This window comes from Paraburkholderia strydomiana, from assembly GCF_031456815.1.
Classification (GTDB): Bacteria; Pseudomonadota; Gammaproteobacteria; order Burkholderiales; family Burkholderiaceae; genus Paraburkholderia; species Paraburkholderia caledonica.
This window is the reverse complement of record NZ_JAVDVL010000003.1, coordinates 595,703-616,948: the sequence shown is the minus strand read 5'-3', so window position 1 is coordinate 616,948 and position 21,246 is coordinate 595,703. Positions and strand designations below refer to the sequence as shown.

Annotated in this window: 20 protein-coding genes; 12 read left to right on the top strand and 8 right to left on the bottom strand. The window is 63.2% G+C overall.

What is annotated here, in order from left to right; genetic code table 11:
* Positions 1–180 precede the first annotated feature (180 nt).
* From J2W46_RS12320 to J2W46_RS12310, 3 genes are read right to left on the bottom strand one after another with little or no spacing between them, the layout of a single operon-like run.
* Entirely contained in the window at positions 181–525 is a 345-nt protein-coding gene (locus J2W46_RS12320) for a cupin domain-containing protein (RefSeq protein ID WP_020071328.1), read from the bottom strand.
* Between the two features lie 35 nt (positions 526–560).
* Positions 561–1,550 (bottom strand): M14 family metallopeptidase, encoded by a 990-nt coding sequence (locus J2W46_RS12315; RefSeq protein ID WP_087753015.1) that lies wholly within the window; start codon positions 1,548–1,550, stop codon positions 561–563.
* Positions 1,551–1,583: 33 nt separating this feature from the next.
* Positions 1,584–2,666, bottom strand: a complete 1,083-nt coding sequence (locus J2W46_RS12310; RefSeq protein WP_087753016.1) for a tartrate dehydrogenase — start codon at positions 2,664–2,666, stop codon at positions 1,584–1,586.
* A 135-nt stretch (positions 2,667–2,801) separates the two neighbouring features.
* Here J2W46_RS12310 and J2W46_RS12305 point away from each other — a divergent pair, with 135 nt between their 5' ends.
* On the top strand, positions 2,802–3,725 hold the full coding sequence (locus tag J2W46_RS12305) for a LysR substrate-binding domain-containing protein (RefSeq protein WP_020071325.1): 924 nt from the start codon (positions 2,802–2,804) through the stop codon (positions 3,723–3,725).
* A gap of 6 nt (positions 3,726–3,731) precedes the next feature.
* Here the strand turns inward: J2W46_RS12305 and J2W46_RS12300 are convergent, their stop codons facing one another.
* The 4 genes from J2W46_RS12300 to J2W46_RS12285 all read right to left on the bottom strand — a co-directional run bounded on the left by J2W46_RS12300 (position 3,732) and on the right by J2W46_RS12285 (position 7,701).
* Positions 3,732–4,229 carry an Lrp/AsnC family transcriptional regulator gene (locus J2W46_RS12300; protein WP_020071324.1) on the bottom strand — a complete coding sequence of 166 codons (498 nt, stop codon included), beginning with the start codon at positions 4,227–4,229 and terminating at the stop codon, positions 3,732–3,734.
* Between the two features lie 53 nt (positions 4,230–4,282).
* Positions 4,283–5,704, bottom strand: coding sequence for an aspartate aminotransferase family protein (locus J2W46_RS12295; protein WP_310354036.1), 1,422 nt, complete (start codon positions 5,702–5,704; stop codon positions 4,283–4,285).
* A gap of 185 nt (positions 5,705–5,889) precedes the next feature.
* Positions 5,890–6,816 (bottom strand): 2-hydroxyacid dehydrogenase, encoded by a 927-nt coding sequence (locus J2W46_RS12290; protein ID WP_020071322.1) that lies wholly within the window; start codon positions 6,814–6,816, stop codon positions 5,890–5,892.
* Positions 6,817–6,822: 6 nt separating this feature from the next.
* Entirely contained in the window at positions 6,823–7,701 is an 879-nt protein-coding gene (locus tag J2W46_RS12285) for a GNAT family N-acetyltransferase (RefSeq protein ID WP_020071321.1), read from the bottom strand.
* 267 nt (positions 7,702–7,968) lie between these two features.
* On the opposite strand from J2W46_RS12285, the gene J2W46_RS12280 reads away from it, so the two are divergent.
* The 11 genes from J2W46_RS12280 to J2W46_RS12230 all read left to right on the top strand — a co-directional run bounded on the left by J2W46_RS12280 (position 7,969) and on the right by J2W46_RS12230 (position 19,074).
* Positions 7,969–8,091: a hypothetical protein gene (locus tag J2W46_RS12280; protein WP_310354032.1), complete on the top strand. Its 123-nt coding sequence runs from the start codon at positions 7,969–7,971 to the stop codon at positions 8,089–8,091.
* A 170-nt stretch (positions 8,092–8,261) separates the two neighbouring features.
* On the top strand, positions 8,262–8,930 hold the full coding sequence (locus J2W46_RS12275; RefSeq protein ID WP_020071319.1) for a haloacid dehalogenase type II: 669 nt from the start codon (positions 8,262–8,264) through the stop codon (positions 8,928–8,930).
* A gap of 27 nt (positions 8,931–8,957) precedes the next feature.
* Entirely contained in the window at positions 8,958–10,232 is a 1,275-nt protein-coding gene (locus J2W46_RS12270; RefSeq protein ID WP_310354027.1) for an NAD(P)/FAD-dependent oxidoreductase, read from the top strand.
* A gap of 71 nt (positions 10,233–10,303) precedes the next feature.
* Positions 10,304–11,920: an ABC transporter substrate-binding protein gene (locus J2W46_RS12265; protein WP_087753022.1), complete on the top strand. Its 1,617-nt coding sequence runs from the start codon at positions 10,304–10,306 to the stop codon at positions 11,918–11,920.
* A gap of 152 nt (positions 11,921–12,072) precedes the next feature.
* The gene (locus tag J2W46_RS12260; protein ID WP_310354023.1) at positions 12,073–13,026 is read left to right on the top strand and encodes an ABC transporter permease; all 954 of its coding nucleotides are present in this window, start codon (positions 12,073–12,075) and stop codon (positions 13,024–13,026) included.
* Positions 13,023–13,970 carry an ABC transporter permease gene (locus tag J2W46_RS12255; protein ID WP_310354017.1) on the top strand — a complete coding sequence of 316 codons (948 nt, stop codon included), beginning with the start codon at positions 13,023–13,025 and terminating at the stop codon, positions 13,968–13,970. The genes J2W46_RS12260 and J2W46_RS12255 overlap by 4 nt, the downstream gene beginning before the upstream one ends.
* Complete coding sequence (locus J2W46_RS12250) at positions 13,970–15,814, top strand: ABC transporter ATP-binding protein (protein ID WP_310354156.1); 1,845 nt, start codon at positions 13,970–13,972, stop codon at positions 15,812–15,814. Before J2W46_RS12255 ends, J2W46_RS12250 begins: the two co-directional genes overlap by 1 nt.
* Positions 15,811–16,125 carry a (2Fe-2S)-binding protein gene (locus J2W46_RS12245; protein ID WP_020071313.1) on the top strand — a complete coding sequence of 105 codons (315 nt, stop codon included), beginning with the start codon at positions 15,811–15,813 and terminating at the stop codon, positions 16,123–16,125. Before J2W46_RS12250 ends, J2W46_RS12245 begins: the two co-directional genes overlap by 4 nt.
* Positions 16,110–17,501, top strand: coding sequence for an FAD/NAD(P)-dependent oxidoreductase (locus J2W46_RS12240; protein ID WP_310354013.1), 1,392 nt, complete (start codon positions 16,110–16,112; stop codon positions 17,499–17,501). Before J2W46_RS12245 ends, J2W46_RS12240 begins: the two co-directional genes overlap by 16 nt.
* Positions 17,498–18,667 carry an NAD(P)/FAD-dependent oxidoreductase gene (locus J2W46_RS12235; protein WP_204523095.1) on the top strand — a complete coding sequence of 390 codons (1,170 nt, stop codon included), beginning with the start codon at positions 17,498–17,500 and terminating at the stop codon, positions 18,665–18,667. Before J2W46_RS12240 ends, J2W46_RS12235 begins: the two co-directional genes overlap by 4 nt.
* Positions 18,664–19,074, top strand: coding sequence for a helix-turn-helix domain-containing protein (locus tag J2W46_RS12230; protein ID WP_310354008.1), 411 nt, complete (start codon positions 18,664–18,666; stop codon positions 19,072–19,074). Before J2W46_RS12235 ends, J2W46_RS12230 begins: the two co-directional genes overlap by 4 nt.
* On the opposite strand, the gene prpR is transcribed toward J2W46_RS12230, so the two are convergent.
* Positions 19,031–21,046, bottom strand: a complete 2,016-nt coding sequence (gene prpR / locus J2W46_RS12225) for a propionate catabolism operon regulatory protein PrpR (protein WP_310354004.1) — start codon at positions 21,044–21,046, stop codon at positions 19,031–19,033. The genes J2W46_RS12230 and prpR overlap by 44 nt on opposite strands.
* Positions 21,047–21,246 lie beyond the last annotated feature (200 nt).

The following is a 21,246-nucleotide window of genomic DNA, read 5'->3' as shown; positions in this document are numbered from 1 at the left end:
GAACTAGGATTCTCTCAGCGAACAAGTGCCACTGTAAGTAATTTGATAACGGCAGGTCAACGCGGGATTACCCGACACTGTGGCCGGGTCACGTCGAAAGGAAAGGGCGGTGACGAAGCAGAGAATAGCGCGGAGGCCGCGGCGCGTGTGAGCGCGCCGGGTAGAAACTGCAAGAGTCGATCAGAGGATCACATAGACCTTGCGCATAGTCTCGTCCACTTCCCAAAGACCTTCGGTATTGGCCTCGAAAAACAGCGTGTCGCCGCTCGCAAAGTGGACCGTCTCCTCGTTGTCCGGCGTAAAGCGCCCATGCCCGGCGATGATGTGCATCACTTCGGCCTGCTTGACCGAGCGGCGGTAAGTGCCCGCCGAGCATTCGAAGATGCCGGTGTCGATGGTTTCCGTTCCTTTGATCACCCGTTGGACGCCCGAGACGCGGATCGGCGTGGTGCCGGGCAGTCCAGCCGTGCCCCAGTCCTCCAGATTCTGCAGATTCACGCTTTGTTTGATTTGTTGAACCTTCATGGCTTTAGCCGCCTTATATAAATGCACGCGCCCGCTTACTGGCCGCTGGTTGAAGTGTTGGCAATGGTTTGTTCGATCTTGCCGAGGCGCACGACCGTCACGCCAGGGCGCAGTTGGCGCAGCGAAGGCATGACGAGCATGCAGTTGTCGTAAGGCGTGGTGACGGCTTCGCCGTTGGACCAGCCGATGACAGCGCCGGCTTCAGGAAAGATTTCGAGCCCGGTGTACGGCCCGGCGAAACGAAAGTCCATGCTCGTTGCGACGACCGGTTCCGTTACGCGCACGATGTGCTGCACAGGCGGCAACGGCGCGAGCCAGTCAGGCGGCAGATCGCTCTCGTCGACAACACCGGCGAGCAGCAGGAAACGCGCAGTCGTGTCGCGTGCCACTGCCACGGCAGTCTGTTCCCAGTGCTGCCCGCATTCGATCAGCAACGCGTTCTTCGGGCTGGCCGCATCGCCAAAGCCTTCATAGTCGCGCATGCGGCGGCCTTCCGGATGGCCTTCGTCGCAGATCACGGTGGCCGGTGTACCGAGTCGCGTGGCGAGATCGATGCCTTTTTGCAGCGGCCCGGCCACGATCAGCGGCTTGCTCTTCTCGTGCATCGAGTGCAGATCGAGCAACAGGTCGACGCTGTCGATGACCGGCCGCATCGCCCGCGCGCGCGTTAGTTCGCTGGAGGTTCGCGACACATCGTCGAGCATGGCGGCGGTCCAGACGCGGTTGAAGTCCTGATCGACGAACCGGGCGGCGTCCGGCTTCGCGGGATCGAAGCTCAGGTAAGCCGCGACGTTCGCGAACGCGAGCGTGAGGCGTCCGCGCCGCGGGCGCAACGCGCGTCGCAGCAGGTCGTCCACGACAATCGCGCCGCACACTTCGTTGCCGTGCGTGAGCGCGTTGATCATGACGTGCGGGCCGGGCACGCCGGAGTCGAACGTATGAACGTAGGCAATGCCCGACGGCGATTGTTCATGTGCCGAGATGTCGGGGAACTCGACCTCGATGGGATAGGTTTCCATGCTCATGCGAGAGTGTCCTGGCAGAAAGATTAGCGAGTTTCAGCCGAGTTTCGCGGCAATGGCCTGACCGACTTCGGTCGTGTTCGCCTTACCGCCAAGGTCGCCGGTATGCGGGCCTTCAACCAGTGTCGCTTCGATCGCAGCCAGAATCGCGTCGTGCGCCTCGCGTTCTTTGCCCTCGTGATTGCCGAGGAAGTCGAGCATCATCGCCGCGGACCAGATCATCGCGATCGGATTGGCGATGTTCTTGCCGGCGATGTCCGGCGCCGAGCCGTGCACCGGCTCGAACAGCGAAGGAAACTTGCGGTCAGGGTTCAGATTGCCGGACGGCGCGAGCCCAATCGTGCCCGTGCACGCGGGACCGAGATCGGACAGGATGTCGCCGAACAGATTGGTAGCCACCACCACGTCGAAACGATCCGGGTTCAACACGAAGCGCGCGCAGAGAATGTCGATGTGCTGCTTGTCCCACGTGACGTCCGGGTACTGCGCCGCAATGCCGGCCGCGCATTTGTCCCACCACGGCATGCTGATCGCAATACCGTTGCTCTTTGTCGCAACGGTGATCTTCTTGCGCTCGCGACGTTGCGCGAGATCGAACGCGAACTTCAACACGCGTTCGCTGCCATGCCGCGTGAATACCGATTCCTGCAGTACGAACTCGCGCTCCGTGCCTTCGAACATCACGCCGCCTACCGACGAATACTCGCCTTCGGTGTTTTCACGCACGATCCAGAAGTCGATGTCGCCGGCCTTGCGACCCGCGAGCGGCGACGGCACGCCGGCAAAAAGACGCGCCGGGCGCAGGTTGATGTACTGGTCGAATTCGCGGCGGAACTTGAGCAGCGAGCCCCACAGTGAAATATGGTCGGGCACCGTGTCGGGCCAACCTACCGCGCCGAACAGAATCGCGTCCGCCGATTGCAGTTGCGCCTTCCAGTCGTCGGGCATCATCTGGCCGTGCTTCGCGTAGTAGTCGCAGCTTGCCCATTCGATGTGCTGATACTCGAGTTCGATGCCAAAGCGCTCTTTCACCGTGTCGAGCACGCGAAGCGCTTCGGGCATGACTTCGACGCCGATGCCGTCGCCGGGGATGACAGCGATCCGATATTTTTTCGACATGTTGTGCTCCTCCATTAGGGCTAGTACTGATTCGATAACGGTTATTCTATTCCTGCAGTTTGGCTCTAAAATGATCGCTTTAGTTAAGCCACTGTGCACGATTCGTGTACAAACCTCCACGCCAGTGAGCGACCTATGAACGCCGCCCCGTCACCCGATCTCGGCGATTTGCGCGTGTTTTGCGAAGTCGCGCGCAAAGCCAGTTTCAGCGCGGCGGCGGAGGCGTTGTCCGTGTCCGCAGCTTATGTGAGCAAGCGGATCAATGTGCTGGAGACTACGCTCGGCACGCGTTTGTTGCACCGGTCTACGCGGCGCGTGGCGATCACGGAAGCCGGCGAGCGCGTCTATACGTGGGCCGAGAAGATTCTCGACGACGTCGATCAGCTGGTAGAAGACGTGTCGACCACGCGCCGCATTCCTGGCGGCAAGCTGCGTATTTCCAGCAGTTTCGGTTTCGGCCGGCGCTTCGTTGCACCCGCACTCGCGGGGTTTTCCGAACGTTATCCGCAGTTGAGCGTGCGCCTCGACCTTTTCGACCGGCTCGTCGATGTGGCCGGCGAGGGCTTCGATCTGGACATTCGTATTGGCGACGACATCGCGCCGCATCTGATCGCGCGGCGGCTCGCGTCGAATCATCGCGTGCTATGCGCGTCGCCCGATTACCTCGCGCGGCATGGCGCGCCGCGTCAGCTAGCCGATCTGTCGTCGCATGCGTGTCTCGCGATCAAGGAGCGCGATCATCCGTTCGGATTGTGGCGCTTGACCGTCCGCGGCGAAGCGGCGTCGATCAAGGTCACGGGACCGTTGTCGACCAATCATGGCGAGGTGGCGGTGCAATGGGCGTTGGCCGGACGCGGCATCGTGCTGCGTTCGATGTGGGACGTGCGGCCGCTGCTGGAAAGCGGGCAATTGCAGCAGGTGTTGCCGGAGGTGACGCAGCCGGCGAACTTGTGGGCGGTGTATCCGGCGCGGCTCGCGCAGTCGGCGAAAGTGCGGGTCTGCGTGGACTTCCTCAGCGAGGAGTTCGCCCAGTGGAGCCCGCCGGAACACAGCGCCTGATAATGCCTAGTGATGATTCTGCGAGAACAACGTTTCGAGCGGATAGTGGCTCTTCACGAACGGCGACTTGATGATCACGTAGCTGAAGTACTTTTCAATGCCGATGTCGCGTTCCAGTAAGCCTTCAATAATGCTTTGGTAATGGCTCACGCTGCGCGTGACGAACTTGAGCAGGTAATCGTAGCCGCCGCTTGCGAGATGGCACTCCACGATCTCATCGACGTCGCGAATCGCATTCACGAACTTCGTGAAGTCTTCGCGCCGGTGATCGGCGAGCGTGACTTCGGTGAAAACGATCTGCACGTCGCCCAGCTTTTCGAGTTGGATCTGCGCACCATAGCCGATGATGTAGCCGGCTTTCTCCAGGCGCTTGACGCGAATCAGGCAGGGGCTGGGCGAAAGGCCAACCGCATCGGCAAGCTCGACGTTGGTTATGCGGCCTTTCTTCTGCAACTGCGAAAGTATGCGCAGGTCAATACGGTCCAGCTTGCAATCGCTGCTCATCGTAACGTTGTAGCTCCGGCGGTTGGGGTAAGGGGCTTAAGGCGCCCTCTACTCTAGCATGCAGCGGCAGTACTTTTGACCTGGTTGTTAGCCGCGTTTTTGCCGCTTAGCGCGGCCCGAACGTCGGGTTGCGCGAGCACGTCGTCCAGGGTTTTTTCGAGCCGCTCGAACATCATGTCGAAGTCCGATTCGGTGTACGAGAGCGCCGGTGCAAAGCCGAGAATGTTGTCGCCGAACGCGCGGAAAATCAGGCGGTTTTCATACGCCGCAGCGGCAATGCGCTCCGACAGCTTGAGTGCTGGGTCGAATTGCGCCTTGCTGTCCTTGTTGCTGACGAGTTCGAGCGCGCCGAGCAAGCCGCGGTGACGCGAGTCGCCCACCAGAGGATGCTCGAGCAACGCGTCGAGACCGCGCGCAAAACGCGGGGCGCGCGCTGCGCCGTTCGCCAGCAGCCCGCCTTCGTGATAAAGCCGCAGCACTTCGAGACCGATTGCCGCGCTGACCGGATGCGCGGAATACGTGTGACCGTGGCCGACAATCGCTTCGGCGTCGCCATCGGCAATGCCTTGATAGATTTCGTCAGACATCAGCACGGCGCCCATCGGCGCGTAACCGGCGGTCAAACCCTTCGCGACGGTCATCAGGTCCGGCTCGACGCTTTCTCCCTGGCATGCGAAGAGCGGACCCGTGCGGCCGAAGCCCGTGATCACTTCATCCGCCAGGAAGAGAATGCCCAACTTGCGGCAGCTTTCGCGCATTGCCTTCAGCCAGCCGAACGGCGGCACGATCACGCCGCCCGAGCCTTGAATCGGCTCGCAGAAGAACGCGGCGACGTTGTCCGCGCCGAGTTCCGCGACCTTCGCTTCGAGCGCGGCGACCGAGGCGGCGATCAGCGCGGCGTCGTCGGCGAAATTGCTGCGGTATGCATACGGCGACGGCAGGTGATGCTGGTTCGGCAACGGCAGATCGAAATTGCGGTGGAACGCGGGCAATGCAGTGAGCCCCGCTCCCATGCTGGACGACCCGTGATAGCCGCGTTGCAACGCGATGATGTGCTTCTTCGACGGGCGGCCCGTCGCGTTGAAGTAATGCGTGATGAAGCGGATTGCCGAGTCGACCGCGTCCGAGCCGCCGAGTGTGAAGTACACATGTTGCAGCGACGCCGGCGCCACGCTCGCCAGTTTCTGCGCGAGTTCGATCGCAGGTTCAGAGCCGAAATGGAAATAGCTCGTCGCGTAGGGCAGCTTTTTCATTTGCGCGGTGGCGGCTTCGACAATGCTCTGCTGGCCGTAGCCCACGTTCACGCACCACAAGCCGGAGAAGGCGTCGAGCAGTTCATTGCCGGCCGCGTCGCGCAGAAACGCGCCGCTGGCGGATTCGAGAACCGTGACGCCGCGAGCTTCGTGCGCACGATAGTTGATGACAGGGTGAATCAGATGCTGGCGGTCGGCTTCAATGAGCGATTGAATCGGCATGGTGGGTTCTCGTCGCGGGAAAGGGCTGTTGACGGTTCCATACTACTGATCCGGGGCGATCGCCCGCTTGCCTAAACAATTGCCTGAAAAGCGCGCGCGACGCGTTTTGATGCATGCCCTTAGCATTTTGTGCTGCGAACGCTGAAAAGTGCCGCCGGGCATGTGTTCAGTGACATGTGTGCCGCTTAATAGCCACGCGTACGGTCGATCTGACCGAGCATCGGCAGACCTTCGCGATGACGGCGCAAGTTGTCGAGCACCACGTCGACGGCGGTATCGGGCCGCGTGGCGCTGGCGATATGCGGCGTGATCCGCACGCGTGGATGCGTCCACAACGGATGGCCGGGCGGCAAAGGCTCAGGATCCGTCACGTCGAGAATCGCGTTGAGGAGTTGACCGCTGTCGAGTGCTGCGAGCAGATCCGGCTGATTCAGTTGCGGGCCGCGCCCGGTTTGAATCAGCGATGCGCCGCGCGGCAGCCTGGCAAACAGGCTTGCGTCGAGCAGACCGCGTGTGGCGGACGTGAGCGGCAGCAGGCAAACCAGTATGTCGGTGCGCGCGAGAAACGCGTCGAGCGAGCCTTCGCCCGCATAACATTCGACGCCTTCTATTTCACGCGGCGAGCGGCTCCAGCCCGCACACGCAAAACCGAAAAGGCGCAGCCGTTCCAGAACCGCGGTGCCGAGCACGCCGAGTCCGAGCACGCCGATGCGCCGTTGCGCAGCCGGCTTCAGCGGCATTTCGCGCCACACTTGCTGTTGTTGCTGAAGACCGTAGTCGAACAGATCGCGATGAATCGTCAGCGCGGCCTGTGTGACGTATTCCACCATTCCTTCCACGATCCCCGGTTCGATCATCCGCACGACCGGCACATGCGCCGGCACGCCCGACAGATCGAATTGATCGATGCCCGCGCCCACTGAAAACACCACTTCCAGATTGGGAAACGTGAGCGTGGGATTGGCAGGCGGTTGCCAGGCGGCGAGATAGCGAATCGCGGCGGGATCGCCGTGATCGGGCCAGATATGAAACGGTAGGTCGGGCGCCTTCTCGGCGAAGAGTTTCGCCCACTGCGCCCCGCGCGCCGGGTCTGCTTTATAGAGGAAGGCCATGACGGGTCAGAAAATCGCCTGATTGATGATGCCGTACTGCACACACCCTGTCGCCTTGGCCGCCACGCTTTCCGGCGCTGCGTTGCGCACCATTCTGACGACGGTGTCCACGCGCGGCAGGCCGAGCTGTTCCAGCCATTCGGTCAGACCGCTATCGCCCGGTGTATCGACGCGCACGAAGACGCCCTCATTGAGCGCGAGCCAGTGGCTGATGAGCGCCTTCGCGCGGCTCGCATCGCCGGAATGAGGCGCGACCACCGGGCCGATCGCAAAGCCGCGTCCGAAGCGGCGAAAGAGCGCGAAGCCGACGAGTTCGCCGTCGCGGTCGAGCGCAATGCCGTCGGCGTTCTCCAGCAGCGCGGGCAGGACCTCGCTGCGATCGAGGCCGCTTGCCTGCGAAGCCAGTTCCACGAGCCGCGCGGTGTCGCTTGAACCTAACGGACGCAGACGCTCGCCGGGCGGCAACGACACGAGCGGCGGCTGAAATGCCGCGCCCTGATGCTGGTCGAGCGTGCCGGCCGCGCGGAAGCCGAGCTTCTCGTAAAGCGGCTGACCGGCGGGGGTTGCATGCAGGAACGTGATCCGGCCGCCGAGTTCTTCCAGCAGAAGCTCCATCAACTTTCTGCCGATGCCGCGTCCTTGCCGCGCAGGCGACACGATCACCATGCCGAGCGACGCACGGTCCGCGCCGTACTTCCAGCAGAGCGCCGTGCCGATCACGCCGCTCGCGTCTTCCGCGACGAAACCCACGCCGAGTTGCACGACGAATCTCCAGTCATCCGCGCGATGCGGCCATTTGAGTTCGACCGTCAACGCATGAGCGGCGTCTATGTCGTCGAGGGTAAAGCGTCTATAGGTAATCGAATCGGGCACGCCGCACTCCATGAATGGCTAAAGGCTTACGCGTCACTTTGTCATCCAGGGCGCGGTGTGACTAGGACGATCTTTCTATGTGACGCGCTTCAGCGGGCCGCATTGCAATTCGATGCAAAACACCAGGTCTGCACATGCATTACAGGCGGGTTCTGCTGCGCGGCGAATTTTGTCGGCGACATATGCCGGGCACGCGGCTCTACGATTTTGTCATTGCGATGACCTGCTACCGACGCATCGCAGGCGGTTTGATTCAGTCACCACTCAGGACCCTCTCTCATGGACAGCTTCAATCCGGACGATGTCGCGATTCGCAGCGGCCATTTCATCGGCGGCGAGTACGTGGAAGGCGGCCACGCCCGGCCCACGCGAGCCAAGCCTGGCAAGGCTTCCAGCCGGTAACCGCAGACTGTGCTGCGCAACGGCCTCAAAACGAATGGTTTGTGTCACAAGCAGCGCGCGAATCAGGAACATCTATGTTTTTGCGCTGATTAAATCTTTTACAGGAATGAGCTTTCCCTGTTTTCGCCAATGAGCTCGACGCGAGTTCACCATCACGATAGGACTGCACCATGATCGAATTCGAACCGAAATACATTACCTTCGACTGCTACGGCACGCTGACCAAATTCCGCATGGCCGAGATGACGCGCGAACTGTACGGCCACATTCTGAAGGCCGACGACCTCGAAAAGCTGGTCGCGTTCTACGCCGGCTATCGCCGCGACGAAGTGCTGGGCGCATGGAAGCCGTATCGCGATGTCGTGGTGAATGCGCTGCGCCGTGCGTGCGCGCGCATGAATGTCGAATTCAATGAAGCCGGTGCGCAGAAGATCTATGAAGCAGTGCCGACGTGGGGTCCGCATCCGGACGTGCCCGAGGGTCTTTCGCGCCTTGCAAAGAAGTACAAGCTCGTGATTCTGTCGAACGCGTCGAATGACCAGATCCAGAGCAACGTCGACAAGCTCGGCGCGCCGTTCCATGCGGTGTTCACGGCAGAGCAGGCGCAATCGTACAAGCCGCGCATGCAAGGCTTCGAGTACATGTTCGACAAGCTGAACTGCAATCCGGAAGACGTGTTGCACGTGTCGTCGAGCCTGCGCTACGACCTCATGACCGTGCACGACATGGGCGTCAAGCATAAGGCCTTCATCAACCGCGGTCATGAACCGTCGACGCCGTATTACCAGTACTACGAAGTCGACGGCATTCCGGGGCTGGCCGCCGAACTCGGCCTGTAAGCATCTGCCGATCAAAGGACACACCGGATGAAGCTCGAATCCTATTGGCTCGACACCGCGCCGCCGTTCGTCACAGCGTGTGAAGGCCCGGTCGACGGCCTCGCCGACGTGGTGGTGATCGGCGCGGGTTTCACCGGCTTGTCGGCGGCGCTGGCGCTGGGTAAGCGCGGCGCGTCGGTAACGGTGGTGGACGCTGGGCGCGTTGGCGGCGGTGCATCCGGCCGCAACGGCGGGCAGGTGAATACGGGCGTCGCCCAAGACTTCGTCGCGCTCGCCGCGCAACTCGGTATCGAACGCGCCAGCGCGTGTTACCGCGCGTTTGCCGATGCCGTCGATACGGTCGAGCGTTTGATTCGCGAAGAGCAGATCGACTGCGACTACCTGGCGTCCGGCAAGCTGAAGCTTGCGTCGAAGCCGCATCATCTCGCGCATCTGGAAAAGACCGCCGATCTGATTCGGCGCACGGTCGATACCGACATTGAACTGATCGACGGAGACCGTATTCGCAGCGAGGTTCAATCCGACAGTTTTCATGGCGGATTGCTGCAACGTCACGGCGGTCAGATGCATATGGGCAAGTTCACGGTCGGGCTCGCCGAGGCCGCGGTTCGTCGCGGTGCGAAGCTGTATGAACACGCGGCGGTCACGTCGATCGTGAAAGACGGCGGCGCGCATCGCGTCGTCACCACGCGCGGCGAAGTGCGTGCAAAGCAGGTGTTGATCGCAACGGGCCCGTCGCGCCATGGACCGTTCGGCTGGTATCGGCGGCGTCTTGCTCCGGTCGGGTCGTTCATCGTGGTGACCGAGCCTTTGCCGCCGGAACTGTTGGCGAAGGTGTTGCCGAACCGGCGCGCTTATACGACCACGCGCCTGATGCACAACTACTTCCGCGTGACGCCCGACTCGCGTCTGCTGTTCGGCGGCCGCGCGCGTTTCACGGCGTCGGAACGTCCGTCCGATGCGAAGAGCGGGCGCATCCTGCAACAAGGTCTGGCCGCGATGTTCCCGATGCTGTCGAGTGCGCGCATCGACTATTGCTGGGGCGGTCTGGTGGACATCAGCGCCGACCGTCTCCCGCACGCCGGGCAACACGACGGCATTTATTTTTCGATGGGTTACAGCGGCCACGGCACGCAGATGTCCACACACATGGGTCAGGTGATGGCGGACGTCATGGACGGCCGCGAAGACCGCAACCCGTGGGGCGAGTCGGAATGGGCGGCGATACCGGGCCACACCGGCAAGCCCTGGTTCCTGCCGCTCGTGGGGACGTACTACCGTATCAAAGACATCTTTTATTGAAGTCCTGTTCTTGTGTTTGTTATTGAGCCCCACGCAGTCATCACAACTGCCCACCCTTGCGGAGAAGTTCGATGGATAAGGAAAACTCGAAACATGGCGCTTATGACCTCGGTAACGGGTTGGAGCAATTGACAGCCCGGGGCGCCTCGCGACGCGATGTGCTGCGCGCGATGGCCGCGGCCGGGATGATGTCGATGACGGGCGCCGGGCTGCTGAGCGCAAGCGGCGCTGCTCTCGCGCAGGCGGCGCCCAAGCAGGGCGGCAAGATTCGCGTGGCGACACAGTCGGCGTCCGCGTCTGACACGCTCGATCCCGCGAAAGGGGCGCTCGCCACCGACTACGTTCGTTGCAACATGTTCTACAACGGCTTGACCGAACTCGACTCGCATCTCGGCGCGAAGATGGCGCTCGCCACGTCGCTCGATACGAAAGACGCGACCGTGTGGGTCGTCAAGCTGCGCAACGGCGTGCAGTTTCACGACGGCAAGTCGCTCGCGCCCGCCGACGTCGTTTATTCGATCATGCGCCATAAGGACCCGGCGACAGCGTCGAAGGCCAAGACGCTTGCCGATCAGATCAAGGAAGTGAAGGCCACCGGTCCGGACGAAGTGACGATCACGCTCGAAGGCGCGAACGCCGACTTGCCGGTGATCCTCGCGACGTCGCACTTTCTCATCATCAAGGACGGCACCAAGGACTTCAAGACGGCTGTGGGCACCGGCCCGTTCAAGGTCAAGGAATTCTCGCCGGGCGTTCGCACGGTCGGCGTGAAGAACGAGAAATACTGGAAGCCGGGCCTGCCGCATCTGGACGAGATCGAACTGATCGGCATCGGCGACGAATCGGCACGCGTGAATGCACTGCTTTCCGGCGACGTGCAACTGATCAACGCGGTCAGCCCGCGCTCGGCGCCGCGCATCAAGGGCACGTCCGGCTTCTCCGTGCTGGAAACGAAAACCGGCCAGTACACGGATCTGGTCGTTCGCGACGAAGGCGGCATTACCGGCACCGACGATTTTCGGCGAGGCATGATGTACCTGCAGGATCGCGAGCAGATTCGCCGCGCGGTCTTTCAGGGCTACGGCGCGATCGGCAACGATCAGCCGATCGATCCGACCAACAAGTACTACCTGGCCGGTTTGCCGCAGCGCAAGTTCGATCTGGACAAGGCGAAGTATCACTTCCAGAAGGCCAAGGTCGGCAGCACGCCGATCCAGATTTTCGCTTCGCCGGCGGCTGAAGGTTCGGTCGAAATGGCAATGCTGCTTCAGCAGGTCGGGCCGCAAGCGGGCTTGAACCTGCAGGTAACGCGCGTGCCGGCGGACGGCTACTGGTCGAATCACTGGATGAAGCATCCGCTCGGTTACGGTTCCGTCAACGCGCGCCCGAGCGCCGATGTGCTGCTCACGCAGTTCTTCAAATCGGACGCGCCATGGAACGAGGCGAACTGGAAGAGTGCGAAGTTCGACCAGTTGCTGGTTGCAGCGCGTGGTGAACCGGACGACGCCAAGCGTAAGCAGATCTACGGCGACATCCAGGTGCTCGTGCATGAAAACGGCGGCATCGGCATTCCGCTGTTCCAGAGTTCGCTCGACGCCTATACGAGCAAGCTCAAGGGCCTCGGCTCGATTCCGCTCGCAGGTCTGATGGGTTTTGCATTTGCTGAAAACGTCTGGCTAGAGGCGTAATGTAAAGGCGCTCCGGTTCGGTGAACCGGGGCGCCGTTTCCCCCGCAATACGCAATGCGCGCCATACGCGCCATACGCGCCATACGCGCCAAACGTGCACGGCTCGCCGTTGCGACGCGGCGCGCATGCTGCAAAAAAGGAGGCGACTTTCAATGAAAGCACACGCGCAACGACTCATTGCCGCGCGCCTCGGCCTTGCGCTGTTCACGCTCCTGCTGGTCTCGGCAATCGTGTTCGGCGTGACGGGCCTGCTTCCCGGCGATGCCGCGCAACAGGCGCTCGGCCAGGCGGCCACGCCGGAGGCCGTCGCCGCCCTGCGGCATCAGTTCGGGCTCGATCAGCCCGCGCTGCAACGCTACTTCGAGTGGCTCCTTCATATTGTGACCGGCAACTTCGGCACGTCGTTGTCGAACAATCTGCCCGTTAGCCAGTTGATCGCGACGCGCCTGCCGAACTCGCTCGTGCTCGCCGGCTTGACCGCGGTGGTGTCGGTGCCGGTCGCGCTGGTAATCGGCATCGCGTCGGCGATGTTTCGCGGCTCGCTGCTCGACCGTGCGCTCAATGTGCTGACGCTGTCGACCGTGGCCGTTCCCGAGTTTCTCGTCGCGACGGTCGCGGTGCTGATTTTCGCCGTCAAGCTGCGCTGGCTGCCCGCGCTGTCGTACCTGTCCGAGGTGAATTCGTTCGGCGCGCTGCTGCGCATCTACGCGATGCCGGTCATGACGCTGTGCTGCGTGATCGTCGCGCAGATGGCTCGCATGACGCGCGCCGCCGTGCTCGATCAGCTCAACTCGTCGTATGTGGAAATGGCGTTGCTCAAGGGCGCGTCGCCGGGCCGCGTGGTGTTGCGGCACGTGCTGCCGAACACCATTGGGCCGATTGCCAACGCGGTTGCGCTGAGCCTTTCGTATCTGTTCGGCGGCGTGGTGATCGTCGAGTCGATCTTCAATTATCCGGGCCTTGCGAGCCTGATGGTCGACGCCGTGACGAATCGCGACATGCCGCTCGTGCAAGGCTGCGTGATGGTGTTTTGCGCCGCGTATCTCGCGCTCGTGCTGATCGCGGATCTGTGTCAGATCGTATCCAACCCGAGGCTGCGTCGATGATGAGCCGACCTACCAATCCCCACGTTCCTCACGCCGGCACCGAGCTATACGACGTCAGCCGCGATGAACTCGTCGCCGAGACGCCACCCGTCGAAGTGGTGAGCGCTAAGCAGAATGTGTTGCAACGCCTCGTGCAGCGCTTTTCGGTGCTCGGCCTGCTTGGCCTGCTCATGGTCCTGTTCTGGCTGCTGGTCGCTTTCGTCGGACCGCTGGTCGCGCCATACAAAGGCGGCGCGCTGACGTCGACGGAAATCTTCGGCCGCTATAGCGCAGCCTATCCGCTCGGCACGGATTATCTCGGCCGCGACATGCTAAGCCGCATTCTGTACGGCGCGCGCTATACGGTGGGCCTCGCGCTCGCCGCCGCGTTGCTCGCGAGCGTAATCGGCACGTTCTTCGGACTGCTCGCGGCGGTGTCCGGCAAATGGGTGGATGAAGTGTTGAGCCGCCTGTTCGATGCGCTGATTTCGATTCCGAGCAAGGTGCTCGCGCTCGTCGTGATCGCCGCGTTCGGATCGTCGATCACGATGCTCACCACAGTTGCCGCGCTCGCCTACATTCCAGGCGCGTTTCGTATCTCGCGTTCGCTCGCGTTGAACCTGATGGGCCTGGAATACGTGCAGGTGGCCCGGGCGCGGGGCGAAGGCCTGCTATATATCGCGCGCGTCGAGGTGCTGCCGAACATGATCCATCCGATGCTTGCGGATTTCGGGCTGCGCTTCGTGTTCATCGTGCTGCTGTTGAGCGGCCTGAGCTTTCTCGGCCTCGGCGTGCAGCCGCCTAACGCCGACTGGGGTTCGCTCGTGCGCGAGAACATCGGCGGCTTGTCGGAAGGCGCACCCGCGGTCCTGATGCCGGCGGTGGCGATTGCCACGCTGACCATCGGCATGAATCTGCTGATCGACAACTTGCGGCGTCGCAGCCGTAGCCACGGAGACGCATGATGGCCGACCGGCACATGATTGAAGTGAAGGGGCTGCGTGTCGTCGCGGGCGCGGCGCACGGGCCGATGACAGAGATCGTCAAGGGCGTCGACTTTTCGGTGGCGAAGGGCGAGGTGCTCGCGCTGATCGGCGAGTCCGGTTCGGGCAAGACGACCATTGCGCTGTCGCTGCTCGGCTATGCTCGCGCGGGTTGCTCGATCAGCGGCGGCTCGGTGCGGATCGGCGACGTCGACGTGCTGTCGCTCGACGCCCGGGGACGCCGCGCATTGCGCGCACGCACCGTCGCGTATGTCGCGCAGAGCGCGGCGGCCGGCTTCAATCCGGCGCGCACGATCATGGATCAGGTCACCGAGCCTGCGCTGCTGCATCAGTTGATGACCAAAGACGCCGCGCGGACCAAGGCAATCGGGCTCTTTCGCGCGCTCGCGTTGCCTGCGCCGGAAACCATCGGCGAACGTTATCCGCATCAGGTATCCGGCGGGCAGTTGCAGCGCTTGATGGCCGCGATGGCGCTGATTACCGATCCGGCTGTCGTCGTGTTCGACGAACCGACTACCGCGCTCGACGTCACCACGCAAATCGAAGTGCTTGCCGCCTTCAAGAAGGTGGTGCGCGAACTCGGCACGACTGCTGTGTATGTGTCGCACGATCTTGCCGTGGTCGCGCAGATGGCCGATCGCATCGTCGTGCTGAACGGCGGTGCGGTGAAGGAAAACGGCGCGGTCGCCCAGGTGCTCGACGCGCCCGTCGACGCCTACACTCGTCAGCTGCTCGCCGCGACGCGCCGCCCGGAAGCATCATTCGACACGCCGCCAGAAGAAGCAAAGCGCGTGGCGCCGCTGCTGGAAATCCGCGGACTGTCCGCGGGTTATGGCCGCATCGACCGTTCCGGCGTGCCCGCCGTACGGGTGCTCGACGACGTGAGTCTCACCATTGCCCGCGGTAGCGCGCTCGGTGTGATCGGCGAATCGGGCTCGGGCAAGACGACGCTTGCGCGCGTGGTTGCGGGGCTCGTCGACCGCGCACGCGGCGACGTGCTGTTCAATGGCGAGGCGCTGCCGGCGCAACTGTCGCGGCGCACGCCCGAGCAGTACCGGCAGATCCAGATCGTGTTCCAGAACGCGGACACCGCGCTGAACCCGAGCCATTCGATTGCGGACATTCTAGGCCGGCCGCTCGCGTTCTATCACCATCTGCGTGGCGCTGCTGCAAAGAAACGCATGCTCGCGCTGCTCGATCTGGTGAAGCTGCCGGCTTCCATCGCGACTCGCACGCCTGCCGGTTTGTCCGGCGGCCAGAAGCAGCGCGTCAATCTGGCGCGCGCGCTCGCCGCCGATCCCGCGTTGATTCTCTGCGACGAAGTGACCTCCGCGCTCGACACCGTGGTCGGCGCGGCGATTCTCGATCTGCTCGCCGAGTTGCGGCGCGAGCTTGGCGTGTCGTACATGTTCATCAGCCACGACATTTCCACCGTGCGCGCGATCTGCGACGAAGTGATCGTGCTGTACGCGGGTCAGCGCGTCGAAGCAGGACAGCGCGACGTGCTCGCCGCGCCGCCGTATCACCCGTACACGGAGTTGCTCGTGGATTCGGTGCCCGAACTGAGGCCCGGCTGGCTCGACGCGCGCCGTCACGTGGCTGCTTGCGCATTGCCCGCGATGGGCGAGAGCGCCGACGTGCCCGAACTCTGTTCGTTCCGGTCACGTTGCCCCGTGCGAATCGACGGTATGTGCAATATGACCGCGCCGTCGCTCAAGAAACTTCCTTCCGGCGCTGAGATTCTTTGCCATCATTCGGCGGCCGAGCTCAGCCGTTTGCAAACCCTGGAGACGATCCCGGCATGAACCAGCGATTTGTGCGGCTCGCGGAAACCGGTCGCAAGACCTTCCCGATTACCGTCGACGGTGTGCTACGCGAAGCCGCCGAAGGCGACACGCTGATGGTCGCGTTGCTCACGAGCGGAAGCACGTTGCGCGATTCCGAATTCGGCGATGGCCGCCGCGCCGGTTTCTGTCTGATGGGCGCCTGCCAGGACTGCTGGGTGTGGACCGCGAAAGGCGAGCGTGTGCGCGCATGCAGCACGCCGGCGGCACCCGGCATGTCGATCGTGACGAAACTGGCCGAAGCCGGGGAGGGCGTATGGCCCCGCGTGTAATCGTGATCGGCGCGGGACCGGCGGGGGTGCGTGCTGCAGAGTCGCTTGTCGAAGCCGGGCTGCGTCCAACGGTTATCGACGAAGGCCGGCGCGACGGCGGACAGATATACCGGCGTCAGCCTGAAGGTTTCTCGCGCAGCTATGACACGCTTTATGGCACGGAGTCGGAGCGCGCCGCTTCATTGCACCAAAGCTTCGATTCGCTGAGAAGCAGGCTCGACTATCTGCCTGAGACACTCGTCTGGAATATCTCGGCGAATGCGGTGCACACAGTGAGCGGCACACGTTACGGCACGCTGCCGTTCGACGCGCTGATCATTTGCAGCGGTGCAACCGATCGGCTGATGCCCGTCAAAGGCTGGCATCAGGCGGGCACGTATAGCCTTGGCGGCGCGCAAGTCGCGCTGAAATCGCAAGGCTGCGCAATCGGCTCGCGCATCGTCATGATGGGCAGCGGGCCTCTGCTGTATCTCGTGTCCGCACAATATGTGAAGGCGGGCGCGCAGATCGCGGCGGTGCTCGACACGTCGACCTTCATGCAGCGCGTCGCCGCGTTGCCGCGCTTGCTCGCGATTCCCGCCGCGCTCAAGAAGGGCATTGCGTTGACGCGCGTGTTGTCGAAAGCGCGCGTGCCGGTTTATCGCGGCGTGCAGCCTCTGGAGATCAAAGGTTCCCCGCAAACCGGCGTGAGCGGCGTGGAAGCGGCGCTGCCGGGCGGCAAGCGCATCGAGTTAGCTTGCGATGCGGTCGCGCTCGGCTATCACTTGCGCCCGGAAACACAACTTGCGGATCTGGCCGGTTGCCGCTTTGTTTTCGACGACGAAGCGCAGCAGTGGCTCGCGCAAGTGGACAACGACGGCCGCAGTAGCGTCAAAGGCGTCTATCTCGCGGGCGACGGCGCGCGCGTGCGCGGCGCGGACGCAGCGGAACGTTCCGGCCGCCTCGCGGCGCTCGCCGTCATGCACGACCACGGCATGCAGACGGGAAGCATGCAAGACATGGAAGGCCTGCGCGCTGAACTGACGCGCTTCTCACGCTTTGCTGCGGGCTTGCGCGAAGCGTTTCCGTGGCCGGCGAAGTTCGCTGCGTCGCTGCCGGACGAGACCATTGTTTGCCGCTGCGAAGCGATTACTGCGGGCGAGTTGCGTCGCGTCGTATGCGAGGCGGGCGCGCGGGAAGCCAATCGCGCAAAGGCGTTTTCGCGCGTCGGCATGGGGCGCTGCCAGGGGCGCTATTGCGCTCACGCGGGCGCGGAGATCATTGCGGCGGCCGCTTGCGTGCCGTTGTCGTCGGTGGGACGGTTGCGCGGCCAGGCGCCCGTCAAGCCGCTGCCTGTTGCACTCACCGAGGCACTCACCGAGGAGGTGACGCAATGAGCGCGGCCAATCGCAACGAAGCGGACGTCATCGTGATCGGCGGCGGCATCATGGGCACCACGACGACGTTCTTCCTGAGCCGGCGCAATCGCTCGGTGATTCTGCTGGAACGCGGACTGACCGGGCAGCAGGCGAGCGGTGTGAACTTTGGCGGCATTCGGCGGCAAGGCCGCGCATTGCCGCAACTGGCGATGGCCAACCGCGCGTTGCGTACGTGGCAGCGCTCGGTTGAATTGCTCGGCGACGATGTCGAGTTTCTGCCGGTCGGCCATACGCGCGTGTGCTATCACCAGAAAGACGTCGAGAATTTCGAGCAGTACGCGATCGACGCGCGCGCTCACGGGCTTGAGCTCGAAGTGCTGCACGGCGAAGCGATGTTCCGGCGCTTTCCGTTTCTTGGACGCGAAGTGCTGGCTGCGTCCATCTCGCCGCTCGACGGCCATGCGAATCCGCGACTGGCCGCACCCGCATTCGGACGCGCGGCGGCGCGGCTCGGCGCGCAGGTGATCGAGAACACGGAGATCGTGCGCGTCGAAAAAGACGGCGACCGTTTTCGCGTGGAAAGCGCGCAGGGCGACGTGTACCGCGCCGCGCAACTGGTCATTTGTGCGGGCGCCTGGGCGACGCGTCTTACCGAACAGTTCGGCGAGGGTGCGCCGCTTACCGTGAGCGGCCCGCAAATGTGCGTGACTGAGCCGGTGCCCTACGTGTTCAAATCGTCGATGGGCGTGTTCACGTCGATCAAGCAGGAAGGCATCTACTTCCGGCAGATTCCGCGCGGCAATATCATCGTCGGCGGCGGTCCCGCCGGGCCGGCCGATCCGGTGACGAGCCGCGCGTCGGTCCTGCCTCAGAACACGGTACGTCAGCTTGCGCAGATGCGGCGGCTCGTCCCCGCGCTGGCGCCGTTGCATGTGATTCGTGTGTGGAGCGGCGTCGAAAGTTATTTGCCCGACGGCGAACCGGTGATCGGTCCGAGCAGCAAGGTCGACGGTCTTTTCTATGCATTCGGCTTCAACGGCGCCGGGTTTCAGATTGGCCCGGGTGTCGGCGAGACGATGGCGGAACTCGTCGATACGGGCAGCACGCCGATTCCACTGGACAAGTTCGCCATTCAGCGTTTCGCAAAAGAAGCGGCGCCTCGCTCGAGCATCGTGACGTCATGAAACAGTCCATCAGCCTTAATGCCGCGCGGGCTTTCATCGAAGCTCATTTCAACGAGCCGGTGACGCTCGCGCAACTCGCGGCACTGTCCGCGCTCAGCGTGTCGCGCTTCGCGACGGTGTTCCGGCAGCAATACGGTTCTTCGCCGTATCGCTATCTGTGCGGCGTGCGGATTCAGCGTGCGCAGACGATGCTGCTTGAAGGCGTGCCAGGCTCGGTGGTTGCCACCGAGGTCGGTTTCTTCGACCAAAGCCACTTTGGCCGGCACTTCAAACGATGCTGCGGCATGACGCCCAGCATGTTCATTCAACGCGCGACGGCCAATCCTGGCAATGCGGGCAAGCAGTGCAACGTGAGCGCGAAAGCTAGCGCGGTGCGTTCAGCTTCCGCCATAAGGTCGTCTTGCTGATGCCGAGCGCGTCGCAAACGGCGTCGCGGTCGCCGCCGTGCGCGGCAAGGGCGGCACGGATCTCGTCGGCTTCCACATGACGGCTGCGTTCGCGCAACGTGAGCGCGGCTCTCTTTGAGCGCGTGTGGTGCGGCTCGGTGATCTCGGGCGCGATGGTGCGCAGCATGTCGCGTGTAATGAGCGGTTGCGCGATTGCAGCGTTCCGGCTTGGGCTGGTTTGTGCTGCGGCGTCCGCGTGCAGGCCCACGTTCGTCTCGGTCTCCATCTCGGCAAGCTCGACCGCGATGCGCTCGACCACGTTCTGCAATTCCCTCACGTTGCCGGGCCACGCATAGCGCTGCAACGGCTCGGCGAGCCCGGCAAGAGCGCGTTCAGCAGCGGCGGCGTCGGGCAGACGCGCGGCGAGCCTCGGCTCACGCGCTGCGGCTTGCAATAACAACTCGACCGCGAGCGGAATCAGGTCCTTTGGACGCTCGCGCAGCGGCGGCAGCGCAATGCTGAGAATGTTGAGCCGGTAGTACAGATCGGCGCGGAAAGTACCGGCTTCGATGCCCGCAGTCAACGCACGGTGCGTCGCCGCGACGACACGAATGTCGACGCGCGTGGGTTCGGTCGAACCGAGCCGCACGACTTCCCGCTCCTGCAGCACGCGCAACAAGCGGCTTTGCAACGAGAGCGGCATTTCGCCGATTTCGTCGAGAAACAGCGTGCCGCGATGCGCGACTTCAATCAACCCGGCCTTGCCGCCTTTGCGCGCGCCGGTGAATGCGCCTTCTTCGTATCCGAACAACTCGCTTTCCAGTAAAGCTTCGGGGAAGGCGCCGCAATTAATGGCGACGAACGCGAAGTCGCGCCGCGCGCTCAGGTGATGCATGCTTTGCGCGACCATCTCCTTGCCGGTGCCGCTCTCGCCGAGAATCAACACGGTAGCGTCCGACCTTGCGTAACGCTGCACGAGCGCGCGCACCCGTTGCATGGACTCCGACGCGCCGACCATGTCTTCGAGCCGATACCGCGCGCTGAACTGCTGCACACGCTGACGCGAGCGCAATGTGCGGTCGAGCCGCTCGACCGCGCGCGATTCCTGGAACGTCAGCACCGTGCCCGCCGCGGCTCCGCTCGTTGCAAGCGGCCCGCGATGCACGACATAGCTCGCGCCGCGCACGGTGCAAAACGCGTCGCCGTCCGAATCGGGCAGGCTGCCGTCGAGATCCGGTGCAAGTTCGAGGAACGTGCGGCCCACTGCATTTGCCGCGTCGATACCGAGCACGGCGGCAAGACGCTGGTTCATCGCTTCTACGCGGCCTTGCGAGTCGAGCGCGACGACGCCGTCGCGCAGGTGTTGCAGCAGATTGTCGAGCCGTTGACGGCGGATCGTTTCGCGCCGCGTGGCTTGCGCGACTTCGAGCGCCGTGTCGAAACCCGCACGCACCGACGCGCGTGAGTAGAGAAACACAGCGCCCATGCCGGCGTTCGCGGCCAGGTCGGTCACGAGACCTGGGCCGACCACCACGTCCACGCCCCGGTCGCGTAGATCGAGCACGACGCTTTCCGCGTCTTGCGCCGATTGATGCGAGGCGAACGTCACGTCGAGCCCGAATGCGGTGACGAAGCGGCGAATCTCGTCGGGCGTATTGCCGTGCGTGACCAATGCGATTTTCGAGCCGTCGCGGCGAGCGCGCGCGAGCGCGTGCATTACGTCGAAGCCCGTTGGCGTGATCATCACGACCGGCACGGCGACGCGCGTCTTCAGATAAGCGCCGTTCGAGCCGCCCGCGATGACGACATCGGGACGCGACGCTCCGGCGGCCTCGATTTCACGAACGGCATCTTCAAAACCTTGCGCAACGATGCGCAGGTCGGCGCGCTCCACATATTCGCCGGCGATATCGAAAAACAGGTCGCGCAGGCGGCTGATGCTGAGCGCCCAGATGCGCGGGCGCTGGACGGGGTCGAAGGGGGCAGTGCTCACGGCAGTGGCGCGCGGTGCGCTCTCGATTGGCTAGATGCAGTCATTATGCGCGCATCCATTTCAAAAATGAAATTCGCCAATTTCATGAGTGAAATCATCGGCATTTCGCAGAAGACGGGATCTCCGCCGAAACAGGCACTTAGCGCCCGCCGTAGCGCATGGCCCGATCTTTGCGTTTAACGACCCGTTCAAAAACGTAG

What these genes read in the sequence shown, in the direction of transcription:
- J2W46_RS12320 (WP_020071328.1), bottom strand. Translation starts at nt 525, where the DNA reads ATGAAGGTTCAACAAATCAAACAAAGCGTGAATCTGCAGAATCTGGAG.
- J2W46_RS12315 (WP_087753015.1), bottom strand. Translation starts at nt 1,550, where the DNA reads ATGAGCATGGAAACCTATCCCATCGAGGTCGAGTTCCCCGACATCTCG.
- J2W46_RS12310 (WP_087753016.1), bottom strand. Translation starts at nt 2,666, where the DNA reads ATGTCGAAAAAATATCGGATCGCTGTCATCCCCGGCGACGGCATCGGC.
- J2W46_RS12305 (WP_020071325.1), top strand. Translation starts at nt 2,802, where the DNA reads ATGAACGCCGCCCCGTCACCCGATCTCGGCGATTTGCGCGTGTTTTGC.
- J2W46_RS12300 (WP_020071324.1), bottom strand. Translation starts at nt 4,229, where the DNA reads ATGAGCAGCGATTGCAAGCTGGACCGTATTGACCTGCGCATACTTTCG.
- J2W46_RS12295 (WP_310354036.1), bottom strand. Translation starts at nt 5,704, where the DNA reads ATGCCGATTCAATCGCTCATTGAAGCCGACCGCCAGCATCTGATTCAC.
- J2W46_RS12290 (WP_020071322.1), bottom strand. Translation starts at nt 6,816, where the DNA reads ATGGCCTTCCTCTATAAAGCAGACCCGGCGCGCGGGGCGCAGTGGGCG.
- J2W46_RS12285 (WP_020071321.1), bottom strand. Translation starts at nt 7,701, where the DNA reads ATGGAGTGCGGCGTGCCCGATTCGATTACCTATAGACGCTTTACCCTC.
- J2W46_RS12280 (WP_310354032.1), top strand. Translation starts at nt 7,969, where the DNA reads ATGGACAGCTTCAATCCGGACGATGTCGCGATTCGCAGCGGCCATTTC.
- J2W46_RS12275 (WP_020071319.1), top strand. Translation starts at nt 8,262, where the DNA reads ATGATCGAATTCGAACCGAAATACATTACCTTCGACTGCTACGGCACG.
- J2W46_RS12270 (WP_310354027.1), top strand. Translation starts at nt 8,958, where the DNA reads ATGAAGCTCGAATCCTATTGGCTCGACACCGCGCCGCCGTTCGTCACA.
- J2W46_RS12265 (WP_087753022.1), top strand. Translation starts at nt 10,304, where the DNA reads ATGGATAAGGAAAACTCGAAACATGGCGCTTATGACCTCGGTAACGGG.
- J2W46_RS12260 (WP_310354023.1), top strand. Translation starts at nt 12,073, where the DNA reads ATGAAAGCACACGCGCAACGACTCATTGCCGCGCGCCTCGGCCTTGCG.
- J2W46_RS12255 (WP_310354017.1), top strand. Translation starts at nt 13,023, where the DNA reads ATGATGAGCCGACCTACCAATCCCCACGTTCCTCACGCCGGCACCGAG.
- J2W46_RS12250 (WP_310354156.1), top strand. Translation starts at nt 13,970, where the DNA reads ATGGCCGACCGGCACATGATTGAAGTGAAGGGGCTGCGTGTCGTCGCG.
- J2W46_RS12245 (WP_020071313.1), top strand. Translation starts at nt 15,811, where the DNA reads ATGAACCAGCGATTTGTGCGGCTCGCGGAAACCGGTCGCAAGACCTTC.
- J2W46_RS12240 (WP_310354013.1), top strand. Translation starts at nt 16,110, where the DNA reads ATGGCCCCGCGTGTAATCGTGATCGGCGCGGGACCGGCGGGGGTGCGT.
- J2W46_RS12235 (WP_204523095.1), top strand. Translation starts at nt 17,498, where the DNA reads ATGAGCGCGGCCAATCGCAACGAAGCGGACGTCATCGTGATCGGCGGC.
- J2W46_RS12230 (WP_310354008.1), top strand. Translation starts at nt 18,664, where the DNA reads ATGAAACAGTCCATCAGCCTTAATGCCGCGCGGGCTTTCATCGAAGCT.